Origin of the sequence: Rhizobium sp. L9 (assembly GCF_002531885.1) — a bacterium.
In the GTDB taxonomy this organism is placed as follows: domain Bacteria; phylum Pseudomonadota; class Alphaproteobacteria; order Rhizobiales; family Rhizobiaceae; genus Rhizobium.
The window spans coordinates 1-19675 of record NZ_NWSZ01000050.1 but is presented as its reverse complement, the minus strand read 5'-3'; the positions used below and the strand labels follow the sequence as shown (position 1 = coordinate 19675).

The 19675-nt window shown below is 54.6% G+C and carries 13 protein-coding genes and 2 pseudogenes; 12 read left to right on the top strand and 3 right to left on the bottom strand.

The window, feature by feature from the left end; genetic code table 11:
* Positions 1–106: pseudogene (locus CO660_RS31280) on the bottom strand (IS630 family transposase); the annotation flags it as partial.
* Between the two features lie 398 nt (positions 107–504).
* Here CO660_RS31280 and CO660_RS31275 point away from each other — a divergent pair.
* Both CO660_RS31275 and CO660_RS31265 read left to right on the top strand, forming a co-directional pair.
* Complete coding sequence (locus CO660_RS31275) at positions 505–2514, top strand: methyl-accepting chemotaxis protein (protein WP_004673275.1); 2010 nt, start codon at positions 505–507, stop codon at positions 2512–2514.
* 521 nt (positions 2515–3035) lie between these two features.
* Positions 3036–3221, top strand: a complete 186-nt coding sequence (locus CO660_RS31265; RefSeq protein ID WP_004673279.1) for a hypothetical protein — start codon at positions 3036–3038, stop codon at positions 3219–3221.
* A gap of 70 nt (positions 3222–3291) precedes the next feature.
* On the opposite strand, the gene CO660_RS31260 is transcribed toward CO660_RS31265, so the two are convergent.
* A complete protein-coding gene (locus CO660_RS31260; protein WP_016737424.1) occupies positions 3292–4326 on the bottom strand; it encodes an AraC family transcriptional regulator in 1035 nt (344 codons plus the stop codon).
* A 1194-nt stretch (positions 4327–5520) separates the two neighbouring features.
* Between CO660_RS31260 and CO660_RS31255 the strand changes: the two genes are divergently transcribed.
* From CO660_RS31255 to CO660_RS31205, 10 genes and pseudogenes are all read left to right on the top strand, one after another.
* A complete protein-coding gene (locus CO660_RS31255; RefSeq protein WP_011053351.1) occupies positions 5521–6270 on the top strand; it encodes an SDR family oxidoreductase in 750 nt (249 codons plus the stop codon).
* A 211-nt stretch (positions 6271–6481) separates the two neighbouring features.
* A complete protein-coding gene (locus tag CO660_RS31250; protein WP_008534365.1) occupies positions 6482–8995 on the top strand; it encodes a HAMP domain-containing methyl-accepting chemotaxis protein in 2514 nt (837 codons plus the stop codon).
* Positions 8996–9179: 184 nt separating this feature from the next.
* The gene (locus CO660_RS31245; protein ID WP_008534366.1) at positions 9180–10379 is read left to right on the top strand and encodes an ABC transporter substrate-binding protein; all 1200 of its coding nucleotides are present in this window, start codon (positions 9180–9182) and stop codon (positions 10377–10379) included.
* Between the two features lie 432 nt (positions 10380–10811).
* Positions 10812–13370: an EAL domain-containing protein gene (locus tag CO660_RS31240; protein WP_004673285.1), complete on the top strand. Its 2559-nt coding sequence runs from the start codon at positions 10812–10814 to the stop codon at positions 13368–13370.
* Between the two features lie 339 nt (positions 13371–13709).
* Positions 13710–14606 carry an MBL fold metallo-hydrolase gene (locus CO660_RS31235; RefSeq protein WP_245304442.1) on the top strand — a complete coding sequence of 299 codons (897 nt, stop codon included), beginning with the start codon at positions 13710–13712 and terminating at the stop codon, positions 14604–14606.
* Positions 14607–14618: 12 nt separating this feature from the next.
* Complete coding sequence (locus CO660_RS31230) at positions 14619–15746, top strand: zinc-dependent alcohol dehydrogenase family protein (RefSeq protein ID WP_004673287.1); 1128 nt, start codon at positions 14619–14621, stop codon at positions 15744–15746.
* Positions 15746–16540, top strand: coding sequence for an N-acyl homoserine lactonase family protein (locus tag CO660_RS31225; RefSeq protein ID WP_077995107.1), 795 nt, complete (start codon positions 15746–15748; stop codon positions 16538–16540). The genes CO660_RS31230 and CO660_RS31225 overlap by 1 nt, the downstream gene beginning before the upstream one ends.
* Before the next feature lie 120 nt (positions 16541–16660).
* Entirely contained in the window at positions 16661–17350 is a 690-nt protein-coding gene (locus tag CO660_RS31220; RefSeq protein WP_016737430.1) for a GntR family transcriptional regulator, read from the top strand.
* A gap of 129 nt (positions 17351–17479) precedes the next feature.
* The gene (locus CO660_RS31215) at positions 17480–18709 is read left to right on the top strand and encodes an alpha/beta hydrolase (RefSeq protein WP_077995106.1); all 1230 of its coding nucleotides are present in this window, start codon (positions 17480–17482) and stop codon (positions 18707–18709) included.
* A gap of 189 nt (positions 18710–18898) precedes the next feature.
* Positions 18899–19533, top strand: a pseudogene (locus CO660_RS31205) (transposase); the annotation flags it as partial.
* Between the two features lie 17 nt (positions 19534–19550).
* On the opposite strand, the gene CO660_RS31200 reads toward CO660_RS31205, so the two are convergent.
* The coding region (locus tag CO660_RS31200) for a transposase domain-containing protein (RefSeq protein WP_141504954.1) at positions 19551–19675 on the bottom strand (125 nt) is incomplete at its 5' end.

Genomic DNA, 19675 nt, shown 5'->3' with positions numbered 1-19675 from the left:
TCGAAATCCCAACTCCGAAACGAGCCGCAGCCTGTCGAGCCGACATGCCCGCCGCAGACGCTTTCAAAACCCGTATTCGAAGATCATCGCTCAGGGCTTGTCCCATCATCCACCTCTTCTCTGTGGAGTTGAATCAGCTTCGATGGACGCCGTCACATCACAATCGATTCATCGATCGCAGGACTTGCTCTAGGTCGCTCGTGGCGGGGCGAAACTCGGTTGCTGAAAACGATGATGCTCTTCGAACGGCGCCAAATGAAATTTTGCCGGCTGCATCCTCCTTGCAAGCGCGGACGATCCATTGGACGCCTGACTATCCTTAAAACGTCGTCTTTTTGCATTCGAGACGGGCAGGAAAGGCTTCATTAACCAACGCAACCAATAGGTATTCTCAGCTATGTCACAGACCCACAAGATTGATCTGCCGTTCGAATGAATGAAACGGCAATTGGAAGATTTGAGTAGACAAGTCGATCGTCCACCTCACCTAAAAGGTTTGCCTTTATGCCCAAGTCCATTAGACTCGCTTTATCTTTGATATTTGTTCTGCTCTCTCTTCTCGCGGCGGGCCAGGGCATCGTGAGTATCGTCAAGCTGCTGTCCATTAGGAGCAATATATCCGAAGTTGCCAGCAACTGGCTGCCATCGATCGATGTGATAAATCGGATCAATACGATCACCGGGGACTACCGCATCCTGCAGTTCAGGCTGGTGACAAACTCATCAGATTCGACGAGCCTTGCGCATAATATCACCACCTTCCGCCAGAAGATGGAGGATCTCGCGAATGCCCGTGGTGAATATGAGCCGATGGTGACATCCGGCGAGGAGCGTCAGGCCTATGACGCGTTCTCCGCTTTGTGGACGCAATATCAGGAGGATGGCGAGCGGATTGTTAAACTAATGCAGGCAGGCAAGAAGGATGAAGCATTCGCTCTTCTAACGAGTGACGCCACGACGAAACTGTATAATGATAGCGGAGCGCTCCTTGACCAGGATGTCGCAGTTAACAAGCGTGGTGGAGTCGCGGCCGTCGGAAACACGATGGGCGCCGTTTCATCGACGGTTTTGGTCACCATTCTTGCCATGGCGCTGGCAACTACGACGGGCATTATAGCCCTGCTTTACTGCATCCGGAAGATTACCGATCCGATCTCGCGGTTGACTACCACGATGGGCGTACTGGCAGATGGTAATCTCGACACTGAGGTTCCTTTCGCAATGCGCGCCGACGAAATCGGCAAGATGTCGAGAGCCGTTGAGGTATTCAAGCAAAACAGCATCAAGGCCCGCGATCTGAACGCGCAGGAGGCCGCGTTGCAGGCCAAGAGCGCCGACTTGCAGTCGAGCATTGCCGAGGTGGTGTCAGCCGCCGTAGCCGGTGACTTCACCCATCGCATCACCAAGAAATACGGCGATGCGGCTCTCGACCGTTTTGCAGGAAGCGTCAACGAACTGGTCACCTCTGTTGACCGGGGCATCGCCGAAACTCGCCGAGTTATCTCAGCGCTTGCCGATGGGGATCTGACGGAAAACATGTGCGGCGAGTTTCAGGGAGCCTTTGGTGAACTGAAGAGTAATGTCAACGCCACCATGGCAGCCCTTCGATCCGTATTAGGCGAGGTTCGCTCCGCCGTCGACACGATCAACGGCGGAGCCGGCGAGATGCGCATCGCCTCAGGCGACCTTTCAAAGCGCACGGAACAGCAAGCCGCGGCCCTGGAGGAGACCTCTTCGGCGCTTGAGGAAATCACGGTGGCGGTAAAAAGCTCGACAGAAAGAGCCACGGAAGCCAGCCATATGGTCGATGAGGCACGCAGAAGCACCGAGCAGTCGAGCGCGGTTGTCAAAGACGCGGTCGCCGCCATGGGCCGCATCGAGCAGGCCTCGGATGAAATCGGCCAGATCATTAACGTCATTGACGAGATCGCCTTCCAGACCAATCTTTTGGCCCTCAACGCCGGCGTCGAGGCGGCGCGTGCGGGTGACGCTGGAAAGGGTTTCGCCGTTGTGGCTCAGGAGGTGCGTGAACTGGCACAGCGCTCCGCCACTGCCGCCAAGGATATCAAGGCGCTGATCAACCGGTCCGGCGACGAGGTCAAAACTGGGGTCAGGCTGGTAACGGCCACAGGCGATGCCCTTGGTCTAATCCGAGGCCACGTGATCAAGGTGAACGAGCACGTTCATACGATCTCGACGGCGGCACGAGAGCAATCGACCGGGCTGGCGGAAGTCAGCACTGCGGTCAACCAGATGGATCAGACAACCCAGCAGAATGCGGCGATGGTGGAAGAATCGACGGCGGCCACCAACCGGTTGGCGGATGAGGCTTCCAATCTGGCGCGGCTTATTGCGCGCTTCAGGCTCGACGGTTCGACTTTTGTACGGCGTGTTGCCCACCAGAACGGTAAGCCGGCCGCCTCGCCAGCGCGTGCCCTCTCCCAGAAGCTTGCCGGCGCCTTCGGCGGACGTACTACAGCCGCTGTCGCGACTAAGGAATGGGAAGAGTTTTAATGAATCATGTCATAATTCATCGCAGGATATTATCGGTTTCCATCTGGCAGCCAGCAGTTCTGCATGAAGACGACGTTGATCCCGGAAATCCGGGGGTTAGCAGAGGCGACGCCGCTGCCCCTAACGCATGTTCTCGGTTCAGGGATCTGCCGGTTCTGTCATTCCGGTGATAGAGCTTGCTGCCGAGATAACCAATCCCATCGGTCTAGCCACAGCGCCATTGTCGTCGTTGAGGTAGCAGATGGTATCATCGGCCCGGTCGTCGATCAGGTCTCTGGCATTCTATCGATCAACGGCGATCGGATCCAACCGGTTCGGACTTAGGCGCGACTTCGACCCAACCTTCAGCTACGGAATCACTCCGCTTGAACAAGGGATGGAATGCTTCCTTAGTTTTGAGCAAAGGTTTGGCACCAATCAGGACGCATCGCAGCTGCCTAGCAGACTTTTGCTTTTTCACCTTCCGCGACTGTCTTCCTTCAAGACGCGGAGTATTAACGAAATTCAACGAGAGTTCGAAGATGTCCAAAGTTATCGCAATCAATTTCGGGCAACAGGCTAAGACAGATACCCACTTAGAAAGCCACGAAGATGCACAGTCGCAGCGCCTGGAGCAAGAGCGGCTGCAAATGATCCAAATCACCAATCACCTTGAAGCACTGTACGCTCGGCTGCTGACCGTCTGTGGCGACAGACCGAAAAATTAAGGGCGCAGCGATGGTATAGCCCGGTGGAGCGCTGCGAACCACAGCGCCATCGCGAAGGGCTATTTCCGGGTCAGCTTTCGGGCGGAGAGGCCTGCGAAGCACACATAGATCGCCTATGCGGCAGAACATCGCTCATATGCACTGTTTTAGATGGCAGTTCGCCGTAACGTCTCTTGTACTCTGCAGCAAAACGGCCGAGGTGTGTGAAGCCCCACTTAAGCGCTATTTCCGAAACGCTGATTTTAGCGCCGTTTTGCAGCAGTTCCTGTCGAGCTGCGCACATACGCAAGTCTCGGAGGTGCATTGTGGGGCTGGTATTACGAAATTGTCGGAAGCCGTGCTGCAAAGTCCGCACGCTGACCTTGGCCGCAGCGGCGATATCGTTAAGGGAAATGGGTTGAGCCATATGCTCTTCCATAAACTCCATTGCCCGTTTCACGTGGCGAGGCGTGGGAGACGGAGCCGGACGACGAAGTTCATCGGTATAGCGATGCATACAGCTTTCGATCAAAAGGTACTCTATCGCGTCGAGGAGCGAGCTATAGGCCGACGGGCATTGTCGCAGAGCCCCCCCGGCACTGAGGCCGCGATGGGCAGACAGGGCTAGTTCTCGCATGAGCGTTCCCGCGCTCGATGCAAGATCAAGGGTCGGCTGAATTTGCAGATTTCCGCTGATCGTCCGATCGAGCATGCGAGAAAGCTTGTCACGCAAGGATTGCGTATCGATCGTCAATGACAGTTGAGATCTTATGCCATCTTGTCGGGCATTTAGCGGAGCATTTGCAACATGCGGCGACTCTACCTGTTGCCCAGACCAATGAAAGACTGCATTCCCGGACGCCGGCAGGAAGACCGTTACGACGTCAACTGGGGAATCTATCATGACCGAGAACGCCTCTTCATGATGGGCATCCGCAACGCCAAAACCATCAAGGGAAATTCGACTGCAGCGAGAGTTAAGCGATCTACTGTCGTGTTGAGCAAGGTCAGATGACGCCAGGGGCGATGATATCAAAGGCAAAAGACGTTCGGGATCGGAGCCCTCGATAAAGTTGTCTTTCACTAAGGTCCCTTCATCGGGCTTGCTGAACAAACTTTCGGTCATCCAATATAACCTATCTATGAACACCAACTCGCACATGCCGGGACTAGTTTTCCAAACCTTCAAAGCTCGAGACCGGATGGCGTGCGAGCGATTTTGATCGCGTACATGACCGATTCGGACCTTTGTGGAGGCCGGTTGAATCTCTCATTCCCTAGGCTTTCGTCATGGCGGATCATCACCAGCACCGACATCCACGTTCTCCCGCTCGAGATGGCCTCCTAGTTTTTCAGCGCTGCAGTTGGGAAGCCTCTAATGATGCGATGACTGGCTTCCACAAGCCTCGAACAGATTGACAGATTGTCTGATATACGTTAATGCTATTCCTGATCAAAGGCAAGGCAGCATCAGGGAAATCTGCCACGGTTCTAGTGGAGTTCCCGCACGGCAAATCAATCTAAAGATGCCTCCCAAGGCGAGGGGTGACGGGCTGCTTTCGATCGCAGCCCGTCACGGGAAGGGTGGGAGTGCTATGAGTGGGAGAGAACCTACGCCAACCGACCTTGGAGGCCGTTGAGTCGACACGGAGAAAAATGATTGTGCTGTAGGATGGCCCCACGATTTCGCCACACGCTGGTCCTCTTAACCTGCGCATCAGCATACTTCGGTTATGACGTATAAGAGAGGCACGCTCCAGGCTCAACACTCGGAGACGCAAAGACGTCGACGAGTTCTTTTGGCCTACTAAGCGAGGCGGTCGCGGCAAATATCAATGCGTAAGCCGCGCCTCGTCGCATTGGGTTGACTTTGCGCTCTTCTTAGCGGGTACGGACTCCGGGCGTCTGATTGGGCAAAAGAAGAGCTTAAGGACGAAACCTGATGATGGTCAAACAGCTTGTGCTGCCATAGGCGTGCTGTTGTCTGTGCCGCGCGAACGCGAAAAGCGCGATCAAATCGGAACGTGGCGGCGAGAGAAGACTAACAGGAAAGACCACATCAAACTCAACCGGGTGTCGGAATACCGATGCTTACGGCATTGCGGGCATGAGGCCTCAAAATGACGCCGGTCTCGACATGTGTCCGCCGAAAATCGCAAAAAGGAATTGACAGATTGTCGGACAAAAATTTTACTATATCGCCCGCGCATTGCTTGTTCGCGGGAGACGCAGCGACGGACCGGGAGTTATAAGTGCTAAACTTGGCCAAAAATGCACAAATTGTCGACCTTCTTAATCTGCCGGAAGCGGCGACCGGCGCGTGATACAAGCGTCTCTGACTCACAAGGCGTGTCATACTCCATCGACCGAGGTACTGGTTGAACGTGACAGTGACGCCAACATTTCTCCTGGGGAAAAAGTCTGTGTCTTGATAGGCGCGTCAAATCCTGTTGGTCTTTGTTTGGCGCGCTCATTTATAGAAAAAGGCTATCGGGTCGCCGTAGGCGACGCCAATCCCGCCGACTTCGCCTCCCTGGCTGAAGGCCAAGGAAACAATTTTTTACCGGTCAAAGTCAACCCGAACAGAGACGTTTACGTCAACTCAATGGCTGACCAGGTGTATTTGCGCTGGAGACGGGTCGACGTTCTGGTGAACATAGTTTTCCGCAGAAATGAAACAACCCAAACTGTAACGGGATCGCTATCCAGCGCGAATCTGGGGCTTGATGCCGTATCCAATCTAATCAGAGTTACAGGTGCCTTTAGCTCTCGACTTCAGGGCGCGGAGCTTGCCGTAGTGGACGTCGCATGGTTCGAAGAGACGACCTCGCTGGAAGCAGAAGCCGTCCTTCAAGCGGCGTTGCGCACTACTACCTCCGCAATTGCTAGGCAATATTTCGGTTCCGGGCTGAGGATAAATGCTGTACACGCCAGCGATGTGAACTCTACGTCTTCAAGCGAAAATGACGTGCTTCGAACAGTGATCCACGCCGTGCAATTCCTGGCGAATTCGGAACTGTCCGGAAAGCTGACAGGGAACGTGCTGGAGATCGATCCTCGGTGCAGATAGATCCACTCCCACGTTCTGATCCGGCAAATCTGCAGGTATTAACCTTCCGTTAAGTTTCTCGAAAGACGCAATGGGTAAGAGGTCAAATCCTAACAACACGTAAAAAAGTTTCGATTGTTTTAGTGAAACTCTTATCCATGTTCGTTCAGGCTCAAACATTACTATTCCAAAAGCGAGGCCCCAGCACCGTTTGAGCCCTTTGGAGGTAAGTATGTTCGTCGATCGCCTGTTGTCCACCTTTACCATAAGAGCAAAGGTGTTGTTGGTACTTGTACCCTTGATCCTGATATTGGCGGCAGTTGGTGGGGTCGGCTTAAAAGCAACTGGCTTGCTTCAGTCTCGTCTTCGGCTTTCAAATGAGGTTCTTCAGACCTTGAGCGGGTTTCGAAGTGTCGCGGAAAGCATGAACCGCTTTTTGGCGCAAAGCTCAACGGAGTACCGAGATGAGGCGCTGACAAGTTTAAACGGGCAGAGCGCAACCATGCAGTCGCTCCAGGAAGCGGCGGCAGGTAGCGGGAGCGAAACTGGTGCGCTCGAAAACAGTGTATCGGCAATGTCCGTTATCTCGGGCAGCATCGGCCGCATGTGGTCTTTGCATAATGACGAGGAATCCGTTCGCAGCGACATTGTTTCCAACTTGTCGAAGATCAAGGAGGTCGGAGGCGCCCTTAAATTGGCTGCGGTTGATGTGCGCTCACAAGTACGCAATCAGGAGAACTCCGGGAAAACCATGCTCCGGGAGGCTACCCGCTCACTCGATACGGCATCAGTTATGCAACACATGGCGGAAGACTTGGTGAGCTTGCCGGACGGAGCGAAGCAGCCTCCGACTGTCGCCCAGCAAGGGCTTGTGATCAAAAAGTCGCTAAAAACAGTTAAGCGGGTAGTCTCGACTGCTGACGAGCAGGCCGTTACTAAAATTGAGAGGACTATCGCCAAGCTAATCGCCAACCCCGAATTTGTCGACCCTTCCACACGGCTTGCCGGCTCTGACCTACAGAGCTTTGCGACGAACCTGCGAGTGGATGCGATCCAGCACATGATTGAAGGAACAAATGCGATCCGGGCGTTGGATAAAGCGTTGACGGATTCCGAAATGCTTGTTGCGACGGCGACAACGATCGGCCAGGACGCCGATTCGATCGAAATCGAAATCAATAACCTGTTCCGTACAGCCAACGCAGAGAATCAGCAGCGCCTCGTTGAGCAACTTACAAAATTGGCGCGTGACACCGTGGCAGTTGGAGGCGTTGCCAGCTCGATATCTGGCTTCGATAAAATGCAGGAAGATCTATTCGCCCAGGTGGATTCTATCCAAGAGAACACAGAGAAGCTGGTCAAGATAGCGGAAGCCCGCCAAGCGCAATATTCTGAGGCGGACAAAACCGGCCAGGAGATCTGGAAAAACCTCGTAACCTTTGCAGCAACTCAGGAAAACGATGCTCGCAATGAAAGCAATCTTGCCCGCTTGCTGTCAACTATCGCCACAGTGTCCGGCGTCTTGGTAGCCTTGGCGGCTGGCGCCGGCCTGATGGCGACACTTCGCGCCCCGATCGAACGGATCGCGAAGCGCATGCAAGAGCTGGCAAAGGGCGATCTTCGATCGCAGATTGTCGGACGTGACCGGAGAGACGAAATAGGTGAAATGGCTCGCGCACTCGAGGTTTTCCGTGAAAATGCTGTCTCGAAGATGGACATCGAGACACGAACGGAAGCCGATAGGAAAACCGTTGAACAGGAGCGGATGGATCGTGAACGCGAACGCGCTCAGATGGAGGAGGAGGTCGCAACTGCCGTCACCATTCTAGGAGAGGCGTTATCTCGATTGGCGCGTGGCGACATCTCTCAAGAAATTGACCGCCAATTCCATCCCAATCTTGAGCCGCTGAGGCGCGATTTCAATCACTCGCTTTCGATCCTGAGAGAGACAGTGTCTCATATCGACGAGAATACCAATCAAATTCAATGGGGAACCAGCGAGCTTTTCAAAGCCTCAGATGATCTGTCGCGGCGAACTGAATTGCAAGCCGCCTCACTGGAGGAGGCTGCGGCCGCCGTCGAACAGGTGACGGTCACGGTCAGAAAATCATCCGAGAATGCCTATGAAACCCAGGCTTTCGTGTCCGTTGTTAAAGAACACGCCGAGGGTGCGGCAACCATTGTGACCGATGCGATCAACGCAATGGGCAGAATAGAAGACGCGTCCCACAAGATCGGCCAAATCATTGGTTTGATCGATACGATTGCGTTCCAGACAAATCTTTTGGCACTAAATGCTGGTGTCGAGGCGGCTCGTGCTGGAGATGCCGGAAAGGGTTTTGCAGTCGTAGCCCAGGAAGTGCGCGAACTTGCCCAGAAATCATCAGCTGCAGCCCGCGAGATTCGCCACCTGATTTCGGAATCCTCTTCGGAGGTGGCGATCGGCTCAGATTACGTGGGGAAAGCAGGTGAGGCGTTACACAACATAACGGCGTCGATCTTGAAGATTTCCGATCGGATTGATCAAATCGTCAATTCGAGCCGCGAGCAAGCGGCGTCCCTCGCCGAGATCAACAATAACGTCAATGTACTTGACCAGGGAACACAACAAAACGCTGCCATGGCCGAGCAGACAAATGCCGCGGCAAAGACTCTCTCGGATCAGACTAACGAACTCAGCGAGCGGCTCGCTTCATTCAAATTGACCGAAGATAAGTCGACGCGTCGGGTTAGGTTAGTGGCGTAAGCTGCGCATCGAACGAGACTGCCACGCGTCGGATGGCCACTGTGATAGCGGCGTTCTACTGAAGGGAAATCCGCTTACGGAAGCGAAATCCGGCCTTAGGCTCTTGGTCTCCCTTTCGCCGCCCGTCTGACTGTAAAAAACCCACCTAGAGCCGATCAACCTTCAAGAGATCAACTGCTTTGCAATGCTCAGAGACACGAGAGGTATCAAATCCGTGCGCATACGTGAAATTACAAGAGCCATTATTCTAATCACCGGCTTGGTGATCCCTTCTGTAGCGGCCGCCGGTGGCCTTACGGAATTGCCGCGGGAGGAACGAAAAACCTACGAGTTGCTCGATCCAAAGTTGCCTACAGGTGAATCTGTCTTCCGCACGTTTAAGGCACAGCGAGCACCGCCGTGGAAAATTGGGTACGCATCGACATATGCTGACAATTCTTGGCGTGCGAGTATTCTTGATGAGTTCACAAACAAGATTGTTCCAGCTTTCAAGAAAGCGGGGCTGGTCTCCGAGTTCATCGTCACCCAGTCAAATCTTGAAGACGCTGTCCAGATCAGGCAGATGCGGCAGATGGTAGACGACGGCGTTGATGCAATTATTATCTGCTGTTCGAACCTCACGGCGCTTAATCCTACGATAGAGTATGCGTATTCAAAAGGAGTGCCTGTGTTCTCGTACTCTGGTTACGTAACATCGCCGTTCGCCGTCAACGCAACTGAGAACAACATGCAAGGCGGGTTTGAGGCGGCGAAGTGGCTCGCTGAAGAAATCGAAGGAAGTGGCAATGTGCTTCTCGTTTCGGGGATCTCCGGCTTTGCCTCCTCGGACAGCTTTGACGTCGGCGCAAAGAAGGCTCTGGAGTATTATCCCGAGATAAAGATCGTAGGTCATGTCGACGGGAAGTGGACAGACAAGGTCGCGCAGGCCGAGGTGCAAAAATTCCTTGCAGCGAATCCCGGTCGAATTGATGGTATTATCGTTCAGTCGGGAGCTGAGAATGGTGTTATCAACGCGGTGCGCCAGTCCGGGCGCGACATGATCCCAATCGTTCTAGGGGGCGAAGCTTCGGCAGCCTGTTACTGGCGACGGAACCCCGACTTCGTAAGCAAGAGTTTTCATTTCTGGCCGCCGCGCTCTGAGGCGGGTTTCGTATGGGACGTAATGATGCGAACTCTTGAGGGACAGGGCCCCAAAATTCAGACAATCCTGCGGCCAGCAATTCCCAGTACCATAGAGGATGTAATGGCGGATTTGCCAGCTGATTGCGATCCTAACTCTGAGGATTGGATCGAGCCGAAGAATACAGCTTGGTGGTCTGCCAGCGCTGCTGCTAAATATTTCGATAACCCAGCGGATCCGCTCTCCTGGAAGCCGGCCGATTGAAGATCGCATGCGGGGTCTGTGTGGAATGCGGTGCCTTCATGATCGGCTCTCGTGCAAGGTAGGCTGCGCTAAGGAATGACAGTTCAAATTGGGAAATGCCCGGGTCGCCTCAGGAGACATGAGCCAAGCGATCCGGTTCCAACGAACATATTTGCTCCGCGGTAGCATTCTTCCTCCGGCCCTCCTCTCGCCAAACGGGACAACATACTCATTGCGCCAATCAATCTACGTGCTGCCGCGAAGGTTGTTGCTTCGAATGTGAAAGCAAAGTTCATTTCCGACCGCACTATCCGGCTCAGGCCGACGCGCGGTTCGAGGCCTTACTGACATATCTGCATCAATTTGTTGCTCGAATGATTTGGGTGGCGTTCCCGGAATTCCTGATCGGATGGATGATGCATCCTGTCTTGGCCCTCGGTAAGGAGCTTCACGATGAATTCGACTTTACAACCGCTTTGGCAACGCTCCTTTTTTCAGAAAAGGCGCAATCGCCGGAGAGACGAAGCGCTGCATCATGATACCTCAGCCGACCGAGGAGCGCTGCTTGAAGCATTGATCGGCGTGTTGCCCCTCCCAATTTTCTTCAAAGATCTGCACGGTCGCTATGTCGGTTGCAACAAGGTTTTCGAAGATCTCCTCGGTCGCTCGCGCGACGAGATCATCGGGAATACAGATTTTGATCTCAGTTCAACGCAACTGGCGGAAATTTATTCTATTGAAGAGAAAGGCCTTCTTGAAAGGGGTGGAGCCCAAGTCTCCGAGCGTAAGATCGCTCTCGCAAACGGCGCCATCCTGGATGTTGTCTGCAACAAGGCAGTTTTCAGAGGTCACGACGACGAGCCCGCGGGTCTGATTGGCGTTATCATCGACATAACCGAACACAAGTTGGCGGAGCAGGAACTCAAAAACGCTCTCGAACTAGCCCAAGGGATCGTCACCGCTATTCCAGACGTTCTGTTTGAGGTCGACGAGGATGGGCGATATCTTCAGGTCTGGACCAGAAATCCCGAACTACTAGCCCAGCAGCGGGAAATGCTACTGGGTAGGACGGTCGACCAAGTTCTTGCGCCTGATCAAGCGGCTATTGCAATGGAGGCGCTTCGAACTGCAAGCAGTGAAGGAGTTGCCTACGGTCGATGCATTAGCGTATCCTTGCCAAACGGCGAGACCCGATGGTTCGAGTTGTCGGTGGCTAGACGACCAAGCGCCGATCCTGACGCCGCCACCACGCTCCTGGCATTTTCGCGTGATGTCACGGAACGAAGGCAGGCGGAAGACGCCATCAACTCCGTGCGGACGCAATTGCTAAGTGTGCTGCAAACCATTCCTGACATGGTTTGGGTAAAGAATGTCGATGGCGTACACCTTTTGTGCAATCATGCATTTGAGCGGCTGACCGGGAAATCAGAGGCGGAGGTCGTTGGAAAAACGGACCTTGAATTGTTCGGGGCTGAGAGAGCTCACATTTCCGGAAAATCTGATGAGGCCACGATCGAAGCCGGTGGCATACTTATCGACGAGAATTGGGTGGTTTCCCCGGAGAACGGTCAGTCCATTCTTCTCGAAACACGTAAACTTGCGGTCCTCGGCGCCGGGGGAGAGGTTACAGGAGTCCTCGGGGTCTCTCGCGATGTCACGGAACTGAACGCCTCGCGGGAAAAAATCAGGCAAATGGCCTTTTACGATCCGGTGACTTCTTTGCCGAACCGCTTGCTGTTTAACGAGCGATTGCAAAAGGTCGTCAGTGACGCGTCGTCTCAACGTCGGCGGACAGGGGTAATGCTGATTGACATCGACCATTTCAAAGTCGTGAACGATACGATGGGTCACCCTGTGGGTGATCAACTACTCTGCCAGGTCGCTACCCGGCTTAAGAAATCTGTCCGCGATCTCGACACGGTTGCGCGTCTCGGCGGCGACGAGTTCGCGATTCTGTTGCCGGAAATCCAGACAACCGACGATCTCGATTGGGTTGCGTGCTCGATCCTCGAGAGATTCAAGGAATCTTTCCTATTGGATGGCAAGGAAGTCTACGTGTCATGCAGTGTAGGCATCGCGATCTCGCCCGACGACAGCACAGATGTCAACGATCTGGTGAAATACGCCGACTCTGCGATGTATCTTGCCAAACGCTCGGGGAGAAACAGTTTTCGCTTTTATTCGAAGGATTTGACTGTGGGCGTGGAGGAGCGCATGCAGTTGGAATCTGAATTGCGCCGCGCTATCGAGCGCGAAGAATTGGAGCTGCACTACCAGCCCAAGGTGCTTCTGGACAGCGGCGTTATGATAGGATCGGAAGCGTTGTTGAGATGGCCTCATCCCGAGATGGGCATGATTCCGCCGGTTCGATTCATTCCGGTCGCTGAGGATACCGGGCTGATCGTTGAACTCGGGCGATGGGTGCTGCGTGAAGCGTGCAAGACGGCGAAGGAGCTGAACGCCGATTGCCACCACCTGCACAAGATTGCAGTCAACCTTTCGGGTAAGCAATTCCAATGCTCACGGTTGGTAAACGAGATCGCTGCAATCCTCGGTGAAACCGGTTGCCGCGCGGAATGGATCGAAATCGAAATCACGGAGAGTCTGCTTCTCGATCGGAAGGGCGAGACCCTGCAGACGCTTCTTAAGCTGCGTCAAATGGGATTTTCGATTGCTATCGATGATTTTGGCACCGGTTACTCGGCGCTCAACTATCTAGCCCGCTTCCCGATCGACACGCTGAAGATCGATCGGTCATTCATAAATAGCTCGGACAAAAGGAACGAAGAATTGGTCAAAGCGATTCTGTCCATTGCACAATGTCTTGGACAGGACGTGGTAGCGGAAGGTGTTGAGACCGCCGAGCAGGCAGCATTTCTCGCAGCGAACGGATGCGGTTCGGCGCAAGGCTTCTTTTACAGCAAGGCCCTGCCGAAGATGGAATTGATCGCTCTTTGGGTGCGCGCGTCCGCCACCGGCTTCGTTTCAGATCGTTACGCCGCTTCGCGATGATGAGCGCGAATATGGGAAAAAGTCACCTGTCTGATGGACGGTGATGCGGTGCGCGCTGTGAGACAACTCAACTTGAGCCTCGTCAATCTCTGAATGTCTGCGGTTTTTCGCGGAACAGGGGGCAACGCTGGGTCAACGACCATGCGTTGTGCGGCCCCGCGAGCCGCATTCTCGAATGCTCTGCTCCTACTGCGCGGCATTCGGTAGGCCGGGGAAAACGCGGTACACCGGCTCCTAAAGCAAGGCAGTCGCTCTCGAATGGCTTTCTTCAAAAATATTTGACAGATTATCATACAATCTGCCAAAAATGTAGCCAAGCACCTGATGGGAGGAAAATCAGTGTCTCTTAGTATGCATCACCTGGCCAAGCTTCCGTATTTTTATCCGTTCGAATTTGGCGATGGAAAAATCACGGTACTGTCCGACGGGCCGTTAGAGCTAGGAGATCCTCGCCTGAACTTCTTGGGGGTAGAGCCACGCACGGTCAGCCTGATGCTAGAGGACAATTTCCTGCCAACGAACAAAGTTGTACTCGAGCAAAATGTGCCGCTTGTTGAGATAAATGGAAGAACAATTCTATTTGATACCGGGATGGGGTCTTCCAAAGCTTTCGGGCCCACCACAGGTCGGCTCCTAGCCAGCCTGAGAGAGGCAGGTCGAGATCCGACGGAGATCGATGCGGTGGTTCTGTCGCACGCCCATATCGATCATATCGGCGGTCTGTGCGATGCCAATGGAAGGTTAAATTTCCCGAACGCCGACATCTTCATCAGTGAGCGAGACTTCACGGACTGGACGGACGGGTCGTCGATCGATTCTTCATTTCAATTTCAAATCGATAACGCTCGGCGAAACCTGCTTCCCCACAAGGATCGGACCTTCTTTTTCAAAGACGGCGAGGAGTTCTTGCCGGGCGTTCACGCGATTTCGGCCCCCGGCCACACGCTCGGTCATCATTGTTTTATGCTGCAGTCGGGAAACGATCGCCTCTGTGTTCTCGGCGACCTTACGCACCATCATATCCTGTTGATGGAGAGGCCGATGATGGAATTCCGATACGACACGGACCCGAAGCTGTCAGCTAGATCCCGCACGCGCGTGCTTGATATGCTGGCGACAGATCGCATTGCGGTAATGTCCTATCACTTCGCATGGCCAGGTGCCGGGCATGTGGTGCGAAACGGAGACGGATTCCGCTATATCCCCTCTCCAATGCAGTTGCTTGCACATCGATAAGGAATTTCAAAGATGCAGATGCGTTCGGTAATCCTCAGGGAGTCGGGTCTGCCGAAGCCCTATTCAAATTCGAAACCTCTTAAGATTGAGCTTGTGGAACTGACGCCGCCTGGCCCCATGGAGGTGTTGGTCAAGATCAAGGCTGCCGGTGTCTGCCACTCTGACCTGTCCGCAATCAATGGGGACAGACCGCGTCCGCTTCCAGTCGCTCTAGGCCATGAGGCATCTGGCGTCGTCGCAGCAATCGGACCGAGTGTCGAGAAGGTTGAGGTTGGTGACCATGTAGTCATGTCATTTCTGCCGGTTTGTGGCCATTGCTCATATTGCGCTGAAGGCCGCGCCAGCCTCTGCGAACCGGGCTACCAGGCCAATGCTGCAGGAACGCTTCTATCCGGCGGCAAGCACATCCGTTTGAGAGGATACGAAATTAACCACCATAGCGGCGTTTCTGCGTTTTCCGAATATGCTGTCGTGTCGGCGAGCTCGGTAGTCAAAGTGACCAAAGATATCGATTTGGCGACAGCTGCTCTCTTCGGATGTGCCGTTATGACCGGCGTTGGAGCTGTGATGAACACGTGTGGGGTCCGCCCAGGCCGTAGTGTGGCGGTAATCGGGCTCGGCGGCGTAGGCCTTTCGGCGATACTTGGCGCTGTTGCGAGCGGTGCAAGCGATATCGTGGCGATCGACCTAATCCAAGCGAAGCTGGATCTTGCCAAGGAGCTGGGAGCGACGAAGACTTTTTTGGCCACCTCGCCGAATATTGTTGCCCAAGTAAAAGGCGCGACAAGCGGCGGGGTAGACTACGCGATAGAGATGGCTGGATCCAAAAAGGCATTCGAGCTTGCATATGAGATTACCCGGCGCGGAGGGATGACCGCTACGGCCGGACTGGCCAGCGCAAATTCCCGTTTCGAGGTTTCGCCCTTGCCGTTGGTCGGAGAGGAGAGAACGATCAAGGGCAGCTATATGGGTTCCTGCGTGCCATCGCGCGACATACCCCGCTATATCGACCTTTACCTCAAAGGTAAGCTGCCAGTGGACAAATTGCTGTCGAGCACTGGCCCCCTTGATGAGATCAATGAGGTTTTCGACCGTCTTGACAGGGCCGAGATCAATCGACACCTAGTCTTGATGGACTGATGGCGGGGAGAATTCTCTTGAACGAGTGGACAGTGCTCGCCATCCATTACGGCACCGCGCAAAGACCAGTAAGTGACCTGATACTAGAGACGGATGACATTCATGATCGTCCATCACAAATCGACTACTTCGTGTGGCTGATCCGTCTCGAGGGCCGATTAATTCTTGTCGACACTGGTTTCGAAGCCGGAGAGGGCGCGGCCAGAGGGCGGACCCTCTTGATCCATCCGGTGGCAGCACTGAGCAGCCTTGGCATCAAATCCAGCGAAATTACTGATGTCGTTGTGACACACCTGCACTACGATCACGCCGGAAACCTCCCGGCCTTTCCTAACGCCACTTTTCACATTCAGGATCGGGAGATGGCGTATGGAACGGGGCGGTGTATGTGCCATGAGCGAATGCGTCGGCCTTTTGCTACAGAAGGTGTCGTCGACGCGGTCCGGCTCGTTTTTCAGTCACGGGTACGGTTCCATGATGGGGATGGGGAAATTGTTCCTGGATGCAGGGTGCATCTGGTTGGCGGTCACTCGAAAGGTTTGCAAGTTGTTACGGTGGCAACAGGCGGCGCTTTGCTGGTTATCGCTTCCGACGCGCTTCATTTCCAGCACTATCTTGAAAATGACGGCGCGTTTCCCCTGTTTGCAGATTACCTAGAGGTAATCGAGGGTTACAACAAGCTCCGCGTCCTTGCCGGAGCAAACGGACTCATCATTCCGGGTCATGACCCTGAGGTGCTACGGAAATTTTCTCCCCTTGCGCCAGACCTCCAGTTCGCTAGAGTTCTCCTGTGACCCACAATAAACCGATTGAAATTTTTTGCTGTTTGCAGACAATCGGGTTGTCCTACGAAACGCTCCGGCAGTATATTGATTCTGTGCGTCACTAGAAATTTCATCGAAGGTTTGTTGTGAATGGGAACGATCGACCTCCAGATTACACGTCAAAACGCCTCTCTTCGAATCCTTGTTGAGGATAAGCTCCGGCAGGCTATTTCAAGTGGCCGTTTCAAGCCCGGGCAGCGGCTGGTGGAGCGCGAGTTGTGCGAACTCATCGGGGTTGGCCGAACTTCAGTTCGCGAGGCGCTACGCCAGTTAGAAGCTGAAGGGCTTATTACTAGCTATCCGCATCGGGGGCCGGTTGTCAGCACTATCAGCTACGAGGAGGCTAGGCAGCTTTATAGTGTACGCGCGCTGCTTGAAAGCTTTGCCGGCCAGGAGTTCGCCGAGAACGGTTCGAATGAAGAGATCGTTGCTCTCCTCGAGACCGTGGAAGCGTTCGAAGCCGCAGCCAAGAGCGGTTCCGGAACGCGGATCATCGAAGCCAAGACCGCTTTTTACGATTGTTTGATGACCGGCAGCAAGAACGTGTTTGTGAAGCAAATGCTGACGTCGTTGCACAACCGGGTCACATTGTTGCGGATGACATCGATGACCCAGCCAGGGCGGCTGCAGAACAGCGTTTTCGAGATAAGAGAGATTGCGGCCGCTATTGCGTTGCGTGATGGCGACAGGGCAGCCGCGCTTTGCAAGCGCCATATCGAAATCGCGGCTAAGGTGGCGTTGGACTACTTGAGCAAGAACCCCGTCGAAACCTCCGAGTAGTTCCACAAAACGAAGTTCAGGCGACGGCTAAGGTTGACAGATTGTCTGAAAATCTGCTTACCTCTCTTATGGGAGGTGAGGCACAGGAAGTGCGGCTTCCCAACAACATCATTTTGTTAGGGAGGACGTATGGGCGCCCATGCCGAGCTGATTAAACGCGTAACCCTGGCGATCGAAGATCCGGAGCTACCGCGACTGACCCCAGGTCTTACAACACGGATCTCGTTGCAAGTTGGACCAGAAAAGTCATCACTTGCTGTGGGAGGCGGGATAGTCGCACTGGACGGCGCGGACGAAAATGCTGACGTCATACTGAGTGCCCCAGACGGAGCTTGGGAAAAGGTTATGCAGGTGCCGCCGCCGGCAACCTACCATTCGTTCACCGCCTTTCAACTCGCTAACCCTGAGTTCACGTTATCTGGTTCGCCCGTAGCAATCGCTCAAGCGCGTCCCGCTCTGGAGCGACTGTTCGAGATCGTCGTAGCGTCTCCGCCCCTAGTTGCGCCGAAGGTCGATCGAAATATTGAACAGGTCACCGGACGCTATAAGCGGGTAGAGGTCGGCGGCGTAGAACACGATATCTTTTACGAGGAAGCCGGTGCAGGAACTCCTATCCTTTTCCTCCATACGGCTGGCGCAGACGGCCGTCAGTTTCTACCGCAACTCTCCGACACTGGGTTTGCGCGTACGAACCGATTGATCTCAGTTGATCTGCCCTTTCACGGACGTTCGATGCCTCCTTTAACTTGGGACGGCTCGCCCTATCAACTCACAACGGATCTCTACCTGACCTGGTGCACGGCGATACTCGACCAGCTCGTCGGAGACAGAGCTATCGTCGTTGGAGGATCTATGGGCGCGGCGATGTGCATGGTGCTGGCGGCGGAGCGACCGGAACGTCTAATGGGTGTAATTGCGGTCGAGCCGCCGTTGAAGTCAAAGGGCCGTCGCAACCCCTTTCAACACAACGTCAACGTTCATGGGTCGCTTCATAACTCAGCCTATGTCCGCGGAATCATGAGCCCGCTCAGCCCGCAAGAAGAGCGACGCCGCGCCAGTTGGATCTACTCGCAGGGTGCTCCTGGAGTTTATCCCGGCGATCTTTCGTTCTACAGCGACGAGTTCGACGGTGCCGTCGTCGGTCCGAAGATTGATGCCAAGCGAACACCGACCGTTCTTCTCTCCGGGACCTATGACTACTCTGCGACGCCTGCAGACGGAGCAGCGCTAGCGGCCCTCATTCCTGGCAGCCGTCATGTCGTTATGGAGGGGCTTGGGCACTTTCCGATGTGCGAAAATCCTGACTATTTCCGGAGCTTCTTGCAAGACGCTATTCGGTTCGTCGAAGATAACGGCTGATCACAAAGCAAACGCGTTGGCCATTTACCGATCGTGTCCCAGCACCTGGTGTAGCTGACGGGAGGTAGCAAAGCCGAGCGCCCGCGCGCTTCTCGTTGCGCTGTAGCGGGTGATCGGCTTTGCGGGCGGCCATCAGTGTTTTCCGCTAGGGTCGGGTTGTTCAAGACCAACCTGACGGAAAGACCACCGATGACCAATGACATGATGAACGTGCGCTCCCTTGTTGAGAAGAGTGCCGATGCATATTTATTGCGCGAGATGATCGGCTTTGCCGCCGAGCGGCTGATGGAGCTGGAAGTAGGCTCGGCTACGGGTGCAGACTTCGGCGAGAAGTACCCCATGCGGCTCGCACAACGCAACGGATACCGCGATCGGGATTCGAGCTTCCTTGAACCGTGCCGCATGGCAGAGAAAGCTCTGACGGCCGTTATCCAGGAAGCGTATATCCAGGGAATCTCGACTCGTTCTGTCGACGACCTGGTCAAGGCCATGGGTATGAGCGGCATCTCCAAAAGCTAGGTGAGCCGTCTATGTGAAGAGATCGACGTCAAAGTGAAGGCGTTCCTCGACAGGCCGATTGAAGGTGAGTGGCCGTACGTCTGGGTGGACGCGACCTATCTCAAGGTCCGGCGTGGCGGCCGCATGTCTCAGTCGCCGTCATTATCGCGGTCGGCGTCAATAACGACGGTCGGCGCGAGGTCCTGGGTATGGAAGTTGGCACCTCGGAGGCCGAACCGATCTGGACGGAATTCTTGCGCAGGCTGACACGTCGAGGATTACGTGGTGTGAACCTTGTTGTCTCCGATGCGCACGAAGGTCGTAAGCGGCAAGCTGAGACCGTTCAGCGCGCGTAATTCCACGGCATGAGTGCATCGAGATCGCTGCTCGGCCAGCCGTTGGCGATCCGCTCAAGTGTTTGGGTGAGCCAAGCCTGCGGGTCCACGTTGTTCATCTTCGCCGTCTGAA